Raw genomic sequence first — 11,890 nt, forward strand, 5'->3', positions numbered from 1 at the left:
TAAATAATACTAGAACACTTTAGGCACAAAGAGGAATTAATAATGTCAAACATGACACCACGCGAAATTGTCCATGAATTAGATAGCCACATTGTTGGCCAAAGTGATGCCAAACGCGCGGTTGCTATCGCGCTAAGAAACCGCTGGCGCAGAATGCAACTTGATCAAGGATTACGTAACGAAGTTACTCCTAAAAATATCCTAATGATTGGACCAACCGGTGTGGGTAAAACTGAAATAGCACGCCGCTTAGCTAAACTTGCTCATGCGCCATTTATTAAAGTGGAAGCGACTAAGTTCACTGAAGTAGGCTATGTAGGTAAAGAAGTAGAAACGATTATTCGTGATCTTGCCGATATGGCGATTAAAATGGTAAAAGAAGCAGAGATGGAGCGTGTTAAGCATCTTGCTGAAGAAGCTGCTGAAGAGCGCATTTTAGATGTACTATTACCGCCTGCTCGTGACAGTTTTGGCAAAGAGGAAGGTAGTGAAAACACCAGTACCCGCCAAGTTTTTCGTAAAAAGTTACGCGAAGGTCAGTTAGACGATAAAGAGATTGAACTAGATTTAGCCGCCCCGCAAATGGGTGTTGAGATAATGGCTCCTCCAGGTATGGAAGACATGACGTCTCAATTGCAAAACATGTTCCAAAGCATGTCTAACGATAAAACTAGCAAGCGTAAACTTAAGATTAAAGATGCTTTTAAAGCACTACAAGAAGAAGAAGCTGCAAAAATTGTTAACCAAGATGACATTAAGCAAAAAGCTATTGATGCGGTAGAACAAAATGGCATTGTCTTTATTGATGAAATTGACAAAATATGTAAGCGTGCTGATAACTCAGGTGGCGGTGATGTCTCTCGTGAAGGCGTACAGCGTGACTTACTGCCGTTAGTTGAAGGCTCTACGGTAAGTACTAAGCACGGTATGATTAAAACCGATCATATTTTATTTATTGCCTCAGGTGCTTTTCAAATGACTAAGCCATCTGACCTTATTCCTGAATTACAGGGTCGCTTGCCTATTCGTGTTGAACTAAAAGCATTAACTGCTGATGATTTTGTTCGTATTTTAACCGAACCTTTCGCCTCACTGACTGAGCAATATATCGCCTTACTTGCCACTGAAGGCGTCTCGGTAAACTTTACCGAGGACGGTATTCAGGCTATTGCGAACTCAGCTTGGCAAGTCAACGAAACGACTGAAAACATTGGTGCTCGTCGCTTACATACCATGATGGAACGTTTAGTTGAAGATTTATCTTTTAATGCGGATCAACGCAGTGGTGAAACTATTAGTATAGATAAAGATTATGTGACTAAAATATTAAGTGATGTAATTAAAGACGAAGATTTAAGTCGCTTTATTCTCTAATCGTTAATCGCGTAGACTTTACTAAAAAGGTAACAGGTTTGTTAATATGAAAATAAACCGTTTTATTATAGATAATGCCCTGCATACTCTGACCATTGAGTTCTCTGCTGATGCTGATATAACCAATGCACAACTTAGTGTTGAGTATTTACGTATAAGCTCACCAGTTAGCTCAGTTAAAAAGCCTAATACTGGTCAACACATTATTAGTCATAAAAAATCGGTAGCGTTACTGACTATTGAAAATGTCGCCAAGCATGGTTACCGCTTTATTTTCGATGATGGTCACAGTGCTATTTACAGCGTTCAATATCTGAAAACACTAGTAATAGAGCAGGAAAGTCGCTGGCAGCAGTACCTTAACGAGTTAAAAACCAGTGGTCATAGTCGTGATACCATGATTGATATAAAACAGCTGTAAAGCTGTTCGAGACGCTGTAGATATTAATACTAGTGACTAGTGCCTTTAAACAAACGTGATAAAAAATGCCCTCACTCTTTTGGAGTGAGGGCATTTTTCTTTCATCAGTATTATTACCGCCATCGATAATTATGAATCAGCACGTTAACAATATGCTTTTTAAACAGTGAAGCGACTCACTTCAGTACTTAGTACTTGTGCTTGTTGTGACAGCTCTTCACTCATCTGTTCATTTTGCTTCGCTGATTCAGCTGATTTTTCAGTAACATCTCTGATCATAACAACGTGCTGATTAACTTCTGAAGCGACTGCGCTTTGCTCTTGAATTGCCGTAGCAATAGCACTGTTCATATCCATTATGAGTGCAACATCTTGTGTTATTTCATCAAGCATAGCACCTGCAGAGCTTGCCTGCTCGGCGCTTTCTTCACCTTGATTACGACACTGCGCCATCAATATTACAATTTCTTGAGTGCGCTTTTGTAGTAAGCCTATAATGGTTTCAATTTCTTGGGTAGAGTCTTGTGTTCTACTGGCTAGGGTTCTTACTTCATCAGCAACAACAGCAAAGCCTCTACCTTGCTCTCCCGCTCTGGCCGCTTCAATGGCGGCATTTAATGCCAATAAGTTCGTTTGGTCGGCAATACCACGAATAACATCTAATACCGACGCAATAGTGATACTTTCTTTTTCTAATTCTTTAACAACATTTTCAGAATCTAATAATTTTTCTGATAACTGACCAATTTGCTTTATCGTTTCATCAACACCCATTTTTCCTTTGCTAGCGTTGCTGTTGGTTAGTTCTGCTTTATATGCTGCTTCTTGGGTATTAGTGGCAATTTCATCTACCGTTGCCACCATTTCAGTAATAGCGGTTGCCACCAAATCAGTTTGCTGCATTTGCATATCAACCCCTTCATTAGCGTTATAGATACTTTCAGCTAAGCTGCCTGTCGCGGTATGGAGTGTCGTCACAGAGTGATTAACTTCATTAATAAGCGAACGGAAATTAGTTAACATATAATTAAAAACCTTGGCCATTTGAGACAGCTCATCATTACCACTGATATCAACTTCGGTCGTTAAATTATTGGTTTCTGCAATTTGGCTCATGGTGCTTTGTAAATGACTAATACGATTTAAAATACTCTTTCCAATTAACCAAGCACTCATTAAAGCGATCAATAGCACAAGAATAAATAAGCTGTAGGCGACCGTATTAACAAAGCTAACATGATCTTTTACTGCTTGTTCACTTTTAACCAATAACTTTTGTAATTCATTATCCACGTTATGAACCACATTACGCATGTCATTCATCACGCCCATTTTTTCATGATAACCAAGCGTTTTTTGAGCATTGACTAAGCGAGTAAAAGCCGACTGATAGTCGTTAATAAGCTTCACCACCTCTTGTTTTTGAGTAAAAGAGAAATTACTTAACTCAACACTAGTCAATAATTTATTTACATTATTATCAAGGGCATTTACATATTTATCATCTAAACGTAACATAAAATCTTTTTCATTACGTCTAAGCTGTAACATTTCACTCAGTAGGCGGTAATTCCCATTACCAATAAGTGACTCAACATTATGAACAGCTGTCCGTAGTTCTCCGTATAAACCGGAAGTAGGATTTAAACCAATGGTTTGTTGCAAGGTGACTGTTTTAGCAAACTGTGCTTGATATTGAGCAAGAATATCCTCCATACTAGCCAGCTCAGGGATGGATAAGCCAATAGCAGTAAAGTCTTTTGATAGGCTATCAATTTGCTGCTGAGTAGCCTTTAAAGTGGTATTAAAAGCATCAGAATGGGTTAAGTTTTTACGGACAAAAAAGTCTTTTTCTTCGCGCCTCAACTCTAAAACTGAGGACTTAACATCACCAATTTTTTTTGCTATAGACATATCTTGTTGTAATGCTGTACTTTCATAATTGAGCATAACGAGCATTAGGCTCATAGCTATTACTAATATAGCGGTATTAATGATTAATTTGTGCTTGATGAGCATAGATACACCTTTAAAATGGACTTGATAGATTGTATAAAATATTTAAACTGAACTTATAACATTAGTTATAACGGTACTTATAACTAATAAACCAATAACAATATTGCTATATAAACTATTTATAGCGTATATAGCAATATTGTTCAGGTAAGCGACAACACAAGCGTATTTTTAGGCCATTTATAGCCTATTAAACGGGGACTATTGGAGGCAGATGGTGTTGCAGTGTTAATGATAGAACTGTATCGGTAGCGAACAGTTTTTTATTAATTTTTTTTCATTATTACTCACAACTAACGTTCAGCCAACAACATCAGCGCGACCTCTTTTCAAGATAACACACTAATTTTTCTTCGGGTAACGGCTTATTAATAAAGTAACCTTGGACCGCATCACATCCTAAGTTTCTCAGTAAATCTAACTGTTCAACCGTTTCAACGCCTTCAGCCAATACTCTTTTACCTAAGCCATGTGATAGCTCGATCATTGATTTTACAATCGTAAGATCCGAATCATTACTAGCCACTTCTTGAATAAAACTGCGATCTATTTTTATTTTATCTATTGGTAAATTACGTAAATAAGCTAAAGAAGAATATCCTGTACCAAAGTCATCAATAGAGACTTTAACACCCATACTTTGTAATTTAACTATGCTATTCATCGCTCTGATAATATCAGTCATAACGACATTTTCGGTGATTTCTAACTCAAGATACTTAGAAGGAATATTATACTTATGTAATAACATTTGGATGGTAGCAACTAGTTGCTTATCTTGAAACTCTACTGCGGTAATATTGACAGCAATAGCGACTCGACGTTGATATACTGTAAACCAGCGAGCGCTTGCTTCACAAGCTTTAGTTAAAATATAATTATCAAATTCATTATGCATCCCCAATGCTTCTATCTCAGATAAGAACTCACTAGGGGGAAGTATGCCTTTTTGAGGGTGCTGCCAACGCACTAGCGCCTCTACCCCTTCGAGCTTATTGGTGATTAAATTTAATTGTGGCTGATAATAAAGAATAAATTCATCATTTTTTAAGGCTAACCGTAACTCCTTCTCCATTAAAACTAAATGGCGTCCCTGTGCCTGCATGCCCTCTTCAAAAGCGACGGTAGCAATATTATTGGTTTCTGCATGATGTAAGGCAAGGTTGGCTTTTTGTAGTAAATCTTCTGACTTATCAGCATCATCTGGGTATAGACAATAGCCAACACTCCCCTGAATTTTCACTTCCTGTTGTTTGTGACAAAAGCTACGCTCAATAAGTTCATGAATATGATTTACCGCTCTATCTATATGAGATAGTTGTTCCAACTCAATAACAAACATAAAAGAATCGCCACTTAACCGACCTACGGCTTGTGGTATAAAAACGCTATGATTTAAACGACGAGCAATTTCTCCAAGGATAAAATCACCTATTTTTAAGCCATAGGTATCATTAATAAATTTAAACTGTTTTATGTCGATTAAGAATACTGCCAGTTTTATTTGGCTCTGCTCAGTTTTATTATCTTGCGTTAGTTTGCCTATTTTTTTTGACAGTTTAGCCATCACTTGTTCACGATTAAGTGCACCTGTTAATGAGTCATGCTTACCTAAGTATTGTGCTCTATTCCTGGCATTTAACGCATCAAACCTTTCTGAACTTTGTATATAAATCAATAAAGTAAAACCAAGAATACTATGTGCGGCAATATCAAAATATAAAAGAAATAACTCTAATTGACGAAACCAAGGCTCAGTTAAGGACGCAATAGAAACAAATGAATAGATCAAATAACGCACACCAAAAACGGCAGAAAAAAACGTTAACATTCTATTTGAAAAGTCGTCTTTATTAGTAAGCAAGAGTAAGCCTGCTAATAAGAGTAAGGTGCAACCAAATATAAGGCTGGGTAGGCTTATGGTTAAATAAAAGTCGCTAAACTCTTGGCTAAGTTCAAGAGTAAAAAATACCGTAGTAATAAAACTAAGGACTACAACTAACGCTATCGCGCCCGTTATTATCTGTTTCGGTATTTTGGTGCTTTGTGCCTTAACGACGCCAAAAGCAAGAAATATGAGAAATATATACTGACAAATTTGTAGTGATAACTCTGCTAATATATGCCAATAATAACTTAGAAAGTGACTATTGGCATAAGGTATAACAGACTTAATAAGATAACTGCAACATAACGCCCCAATGCTGACTAACCAATACTTTACGTATCTACGAGGAAAAGCGCGATAATAGGTATAAAAAAAATACAGCAGCACAAAAAAAACAATCGCTTGCGTTAAAAACAAAAAGCTTAAAGGAGTTATATAGTCGTACATAAACAAAATTTAATCATGGTTATTAAGTCATACTAAGGTAATAAAGGAGAGCATTAGTATATTATTAAGTGGATAGGTATTGTTAGCATGATCTTTACCTTAATAAAATAGGTATAATACCCTTTAATATAACAATATATACCGATACAACTCATTTCCCTCTAATAAAACGAGTATTAGCATGCAATATAACACCTCTGAATTATGTGACTTTTATGCCGACTTAATTGATGTTATTGACCCTATTTTTTTTAATTATGGTGGTCGTAACTCATTTGCAGGTAAAGTGGTTACAATAAAGTGCTTTGAAAATTTAGGCTTAATTAATGACATGGCAAGAATAGACGGTACTGGCAAGGTATTGGTTATTGATGGCGGTGGCTCAACACGACGAGCGCTTATTAATCTAAAAATTGCACAATACGCTGTTAATAACGGTTGGGAAGGTATTGTTTGTTACGGTAGTGTGCGTGACGTTGATGCGTTAGAAGAGCTTGATATTGGTATACAGGCATTGGCCGCCATTCCAGTTGGCGCAAGTGACCAAAGCATTGGTGATACCGATGTTGCCATTAACTTTGCTGGCGTAACCTTACTTCCAGATGATTACATTTATGCAGATAATACCGGAATTATTTTGTCACCTGAACCTTTGGATATCAAATAAATAGACTCGCGAGGTAGTAATTAATACATACGCAGATATTATTTAACATTACTCCTGTCTGTAACCCTTGCTAAAAATAGCAAAGGGTCAATGTCGGTATAATCAGGAGTATTTAATGAATATTTCATTGTTAGTGAAAAACCACCTAAATTAGCAAAGGCTCGGGTATTTAACGCTTGTATAATTTTTACTAGCTTTTCGTTCACTTTCTTTCTACTTTCGTGTTCAAAAACAAGTAAATATTCCCCCTCATGAAACAAACCAGCATAATCAAAATCAGTAATGTGTTCGTTGATTATACTGGCAACTTCTTTAGTGACTTCATTAATATTTTTCTTATTAAAATGAAAGACCAGTGCCTGCCAGTTATCGATGACCAGATACCCAATACTTATCGGGTATTTAAACTTTCTCGCCTTTTTAAAAGCTAACTGATAGTAATACTTTGTTTGTAATGGACTATCTATAGCATAACGTTTTTTTTCAATATCTTGATAAGTTTGATTCGATTGTTGTGTTTTAAATCGGAGATAAAAAGCCACTAAAAGCGTGAGTAACAAACAAAGCACTGTCGATAAAGTGATGATAATGACATGTTGCTTTTGATATTTTTCAACAAAACTACTCGATAACGCACTACTTTGTGCTAACTTAATAGCAAGTTTTTTAGCCGCTTTGCTAGACGTTTCTTCCGGGGTTTCTTTAATGGGAGATTTCACCGATAAGTGAGTTAAGCCCTGCAAGGTACTAGCGTATTTGCGCTTATAAGTAAGCTTGCTAAGTAATACTTGACTGTACTTTTCTCGCCAGCGATAAGCCGCTAAATAATCTTTTTGGGCGAAGTGCATCTCAGCAACCATGCGATAAAAGCCAGTATAGTCTACTGACATTTCTTTACCATCAAGCAGTTCAACAACTTGAGTTAATAGTGCATAACCTTCGGCTGTTTTGTTAACACCGAGCTTAACTTTTACTAACGCGGTCATGCTTTCTATGCGGTCAGTAAACATATTATATTGGTTAAAGGTATCAATGGCTTGCGCTAACGGTTCAAGTGCTTGCTCAAACTGCTGCTGTATGATTAACACCAATGCTAAACCTTTATTGGCATGCGCAATATTAATTACTGCATTATTGTTTTCAGACACTTTTCTAGCTTGCCAAAAGGCATTATATGCATCATCAAAACGCAGTAAATAAAAATAGGCATAACCTAAATATAAATAGGTTTTATCAATATTTACTGTTTGATCCATTTCAAACTTTAATTTTAAGATTTTTAATTCCATCGTCAGTGACGTTTGATAATCACTTAAATGATGGTAAGCCAAAGCTAAAATAGTCAGCAATTCAGTATGTTCGGTCAATTTACTTTGACTAATGCCTTGCTCTACCTTTTGTAAATCAGCAAAAGCCTGTTGATGTTGCCCTAACATTGAAAACGCAACACTGCGATAACTTAATGAGAGTAACTGGTATTTAAGACTATGAGTTAATTCACTTTTACTTACTGCAACTTGGGCTACCTCTAACAGCAATTCATATTCTTTTCTGGCCATATATACCTCAGCTAGCTTTAACAATAATGCTAAGTGTACTTTTTTATCGACACTATTGGCTGAAATACCCTGTTGAACATATTCAAAAACGTTGTTGATATTGCCTTGGTTACTAGCCACTCTAGCCAAGAGTAAATATATTTTAGCGAGCATATCATTTGAATAATACTGCTTATTTTTAATGATTTTTGCTGATAACGAGATAACTATTTCTGTATCAATAACTTCATTATTAGCCGACAGTAATTGTTGTACTTGATTACTTGATACCGCTTGATCTGACGGCGGCTGTGCTAGAGCGCTTCCCATGAAAAGTAAAGAAAAAAACAGCACTTTACTTATAAATAACATAAACAGACAGTGCTTTTTTATGGTCATATCGATACCGTTAATTATTGAAAAATAGAACAGGTCAAACCGCTTATACTTTTTACCTGATAAAAATAAATATCGTCACTCTTTTATGTTTACATTTATCGAATTCACCTTATAATTGCTGCAATTAAGCTTTAGCGCTTGATAAGGGCAAATCTAATGAAAGTTAGAGACGCAAAGTTACCGGTCTAAGGGGAAACCTATGATAGCGGAACTACCAAGTGTTGATATAGTGGGGGCTTATCTTTATTCGATAGTCCACTATCTGTTTCTTCCGTTTTCTTTGCGTCGCCCTCCTTATTTATTGTAAATGCTTTAACTCGGTCGCGATTTTTCATGATCGTTCCGTGCATTATTAATTTTTTGTTCATTAATATAACCTGTTATGACGGTGTCGAGCATAGATAATGGCATTGAGCCATGTTTAAGTAACTGATCATGAAAATCTCGTAAGTCAAAGTTTTCACCCAGTGCTTGCTCAGCTTCATTACGTAAACGCTTAATAGTTAACTCTCCAATCTTGTATGACAACGTTTGACCCGGCCAAGAAATATAGCGGTCTATTTCGGTCGTTACATTATGTAGTGACAGAGCGGTATTACTAGCTAAATAATTAATGGCTTGCTCCCTACTCCATCCTTGAGTGTGTATACCTGTATCAACCACCAAACGACAAGCGCGCCACATCTCATAGGTTAAACGACCAAAGTTGTGGTATGGGTTTTCATACATGCCGGCTTCTATTCCTAAATATTCAGAATATAACCCCCAGCCCTCACCAAAAGCAGATATATAAGTTCTCTTTCTAAAATTAGCGACATCAGTCATTTCTTTCGCTAACGATATTTGTAAATGATGACCTGGCACTGCTAACAGTCTTGATATCCTCTTGCCTAACAATATTGGCTATCGAAACATGAAAGCCCGACTCTGCCGTCAACGGCATGTAATGCTCTTTATTAGTATAATTATCTAACGCATTTTGAGGCTGTATGGCAACACCGAGAGATTAATCTGATTTTCTTGCGTTAACTGTGCATTATCTAGAGCGAGTAACTGGTGATATATAGTCAAGCGTTGTTGGTGTTGAGAGCGTAAAAACGCTACTGATAAATCGGGAAGCTTAGCATTATTAGTTAAAACACCTGGTTGATTAAACGGGCTCGCTTGCAAGTAAAAGGTTTCGTGGGCAGCAATAATAGTCGCTAACTGTTCATTGACAGTAATTTTTTTCATTGCAATGACTCTACATAGGGGCATAGAAGTAATATCTGTTGAGCTGGGCTACCTTAACTTAATAGCAATTAAGTTAAGGTAGCGTTTGAGCAAAAGCTCACTTTTCAACAAAGCCCGCTCCACTTAAGCCAAATTATCGGTAAAATATCACCTTATCGGTACAGACTTAAAGTTTAAAAAACAACTCCTTATAAACTTTTAGCTCGGCAATTGACTCTTTAATATCATCAAGCGCTAAGTGAGCGCCGGTTTTAACAACCGCATCTAACACTTCAGGCTTCCAACGCCTTGCGAGCTCTTTAATCGTGCTAACATCTAAGTTACGGTAATGAAAATAGTCTTCAAAGTCAGGCATATATTTATTAATAAAGCGTCTGTCTTGACCAATACTATTACCACACATAGGTGATTTACCTTGCGGTACCCATTGTTGTACAAAAGCTAAGCTTTGTTCAGTTGCTTCAGCTAGGCTTACTTTACTGTCACGACAGCGCTGCGTTAATCCAGATTTTCCATGATGCTCAATGCACCATTCATTCATATTATCTAACACTTCATCACTTTGATTTATAGCAAAAGTAGGACCTTGTGCTAAGATATTTAAGTGACTATCGGTGATAATTATAGCGATTTCTAAAATCACATCCTCGGCAGGTTCTAGTCCTGTCATTTCCAGATCAAGCCAAATTAAATTACTGTCATTACCCGCCATAAAATATCCTTAAAAAATGCATAAACATTGGTATATAATTGTTAGTATAATACGCCACAACCAAGTCGGATCAAATCAAATGTTGGATAAAAGTAATTGGATCAAATTAAATTGTATGAATAAGTCTCTTGTCTAAAGTAAAGAAACTGACTAAGGGTCAGCAAAGACGCATCAAAGCTAATCATGATAATAGATTGCAAGGTAAAACCACTAAAAGCAAAGACAAAGTACAATGGGACGATGATGACTTAGGAGCACCAGAGCAAGGTGTTATTATTAGTCGGTTTGGTCAACATGCTGATGTCGAAAGCGAACAAGGTGAAATATACCGTTGTAACTTACGTCGCTCTATTGGTTCACTTGTCTGTGGCGATAAAGTGCTGTGGCGCCTTGGTAGAGAAACTCAACATAGTATCACTGGGATAATAGAAGCCGTACATGAACGCGACTCTGTACTCAGCCGCCCCGATGTCTATGATGGTCTAAAGCCTATTGCCGCTAATATCAGTCAAATTCTTATTGTTTCGTCAGTATTACCCGTTTTTAATAGTGATATTATTGACCGTTACCTGGTTGCTGCTGAGCAAACAGGCATCACTCCAGTTATAGTGCTCAATAAAACTGACTTATTAGCGAGTATTAGTACAGAAGAACAAGCTAATATCAGCAAACAATTGAAAATTTATCAAGATATAGGTTATCAAGTACTTTACGCTAGTAGTCAATCTCGCGATGGTATTAGCGAGCTAAAAGCGCAATTAAGTCAACACACCAGTATTTTTGTTGGTCAATCAGGTGTTGGCAAATCGACCTTAGTTAATGCCCTTATGCCGGATGTCGGTATACTCACTAACGACGTATCTGAAAACTCAGGTTTAGGTCAACATACCACCACAGTGGCACGTTTATACCACTTTACAGAAGGTGGTGATTTAATTGATTCCCCTGGTATTCGTGAGTTTGGTTTATGGCATTTAACCCCTGAGCAAGTTTGCCACGGTTTTGTCGAGTTCTCTGAATTTCTTGGTCTATGTAAGTTTAGAGACTGTAAACATCAAACGGATCCAGGCTGCGCGTTAATCGCCGCAGGAGAAAATAAACAAATAAACCCTGCTCGTTTAGCAAGCTTTCAACGCATACTAGCTAGCCTCAATGATAACAAATTAACCTCACGCTTTAATAATTAAGGAAA

Annotated in this window: 9 protein-coding genes, 1 pseudogene and 1 riboswitch; of the genes and pseudogenes, 4 read left to right on the top strand and 6 right to left on the bottom strand. The window is 37.0% G+C overall.

Annotation, left to right across the window (positions count from 1 at the left end; all coding sequences use genetic code 11):
• Nucleotides 1-42 precede the first annotated feature (42 nt).
• Nucleotides 43-1,374: an ATP-dependent protease ATPase subunit HslU gene (gene hslU / locus FCS21_RS01470; protein ID WP_138620209.1), complete on the top strand. Its 1,332-nt coding sequence runs from the start codon at nt 43-45 to the stop codon at nt 1,372-1,374.
• A 46-nt stretch (nt 1,375-1,420) separates the two neighbouring features.
• On the top strand, nt 1,421-1,795 hold the full coding sequence (locus tag FCS21_RS01475) for a gamma-butyrobetaine hydroxylase-like domain-containing protein (protein WP_138620210.1): 375 nt from the start codon (nt 1,421-1,423) through the stop codon (nt 1,793-1,795).
• Nucleotides 1,796-1,954: 159 nt separating this feature from the next.
• On the opposite strand, the gene FCS21_RS01480 is transcribed toward FCS21_RS01475, so the two are convergent.
• Nucleotides 1,955-3,814: a methyl-accepting chemotaxis protein gene (locus tag FCS21_RS01480; protein ID WP_138620211.1), complete on the bottom strand. Its 1,860-nt coding sequence runs from the start codon at nt 3,812-3,814 to the stop codon at nt 1,955-1,957.
• Between the two features lie 313 nt (nt 3,815-4,127).
• Nucleotides 4,128-6,149 carry a putative bifunctional diguanylate cyclase/phosphodiesterase gene (locus FCS21_RS01485; protein WP_138620212.1) on the bottom strand — a complete coding sequence of 674 codons (2,022 nt, stop codon included), beginning with the start codon at nt 6,147-6,149 and terminating at the stop codon, nt 4,128-4,130.
• 181 nt (nt 6,150-6,330) lie between these two features.
• Between FCS21_RS01485 and rraA the strand changes: the two genes are divergently transcribed.
• A complete protein-coding gene (gene rraA / locus FCS21_RS01490; protein WP_138620213.1) occupies nt 6,331-6,816 on the top strand; it encodes a ribonuclease E activity regulator RraA in 486 nt (161 codons plus the stop codon).
• A gap of 38 nt (nt 6,817-6,854) precedes the next feature.
• Here the strand turns inward: rraA and FCS21_RS01495 are convergent, their stop codons facing one another.
• The 4 genes and pseudogenes from FCS21_RS01495 to orn all read right to left on the bottom strand — a co-directional run bounded on the left by FCS21_RS01495 (nt 6,855) and on the right by orn (nt 10,698).
• Complete coding sequence (locus FCS21_RS01495; protein WP_246046941.1) at nt 6,855-8,753, bottom strand: tetratricopeptide repeat protein; 1,899 nt, start codon at nt 8,751-8,753, stop codon at nt 6,855-6,857.
• 136 nt (nt 8,754-8,889) lie between these two features.
• Nucleotides 8,890-8,972, top strand: a riboswitch (cyclic di-GMP riboswitch).
• Between the two features lie 93 nt (nt 8,973-9,065).
• A pseudogene (locus FCS21_RS01500) lies at nt 9,066-9,620 on the bottom strand (DUF885 domain-containing protein); the annotation flags it as partial.
• A gap of 102 nt (nt 9,621-9,722) precedes the next feature.
• The gene (locus tag FCS21_RS01505; protein ID WP_138620215.1) at nt 9,723-9,986 is read right to left on the bottom strand and encodes a hypothetical protein; all 264 of its coding nucleotides are present in this window, start codon (nt 9,984-9,986) and stop codon (nt 9,723-9,725) included.
• Nucleotides 9,987-10,152: 166 nt separating this feature from the next.
• Nucleotides 10,153-10,698, bottom strand: coding sequence for an oligoribonuclease (gene orn, locus FCS21_RS01510; RefSeq protein ID WP_138620216.1), 546 nt, complete (start codon nt 10,696-10,698; stop codon nt 10,153-10,155).
• Nucleotides 10,699-10,826: 128 nt separating this feature from the next.
• Here orn and rsgA point away from each other — a divergent pair, with 128 nt between their 5' ends.
• A complete protein-coding gene (gene rsgA, locus FCS21_RS01515; RefSeq protein ID WP_138620217.1) occupies nt 10,827-11,885 on the top strand; it encodes a small ribosomal subunit biogenesis GTPase RsgA in 1,059 nt (352 codons plus the stop codon).
• Nucleotides 11,886-11,890: the final 5 nt, after the last annotated feature.

Origin of the sequence: Colwellia ponticola, from assembly GCF_005885605.1 — a bacterium.
Taxonomy (GTDB): domain Bacteria; phylum Pseudomonadota; class Gammaproteobacteria; order Enterobacterales; family Alteromonadaceae; genus Colwellia; species Colwellia ponticola.

What these genes read in the sequence shown, in the direction of transcription:
- hslU (WP_138620209.1), top strand. Translation starts at nt 43, where the DNA reads ATGTCAAACATGACACCACGCGAAATTGTCCATGAATTAGATAGCCAC.
- FCS21_RS01475 (WP_138620210.1), top strand. Translation starts at nt 1,421, where the DNA reads ATGAAAATAAACCGTTTTATTATAGATAATGCCCTGCATACTCTGACC.
- FCS21_RS01480 (WP_138620211.1), bottom strand. Translation starts at nt 3,814, where the DNA reads ATGCTCATCAAGCACAAATTAATCATTAATACCGCTATATTAGTAATA.
- FCS21_RS01485 (WP_138620212.1), bottom strand. Translation starts at nt 6,149, where the DNA reads ATGTACGACTATATAACTCCTTTAAGCTTTTTGTTTTTAACGCAAGCG.
- rraA (WP_138620213.1), top strand. Translation starts at nt 6,331, where the DNA reads ATGCAATATAACACCTCTGAATTATGTGACTTTTATGCCGACTTAATT.
- FCS21_RS01495 (WP_246046941.1), bottom strand. Translation starts at nt 8,753, where the DNA reads ATGACCATAAAAAAGCACTGTCTGTTTATGTTATTTATAAGTAAAGTG.
- FCS21_RS01505 (WP_138620215.1), bottom strand. Translation starts at nt 9,986, where the DNA reads ATGAAAAAAATTACTGTCAATGAACAGTTAGCGACTATTATTGCTGCC.
- orn (WP_138620216.1), bottom strand. Translation starts at nt 10,698, where the DNA reads ATGGCGGGTAATGACAGTAATTTAATTTGGCTTGATCTGGAAATGACA.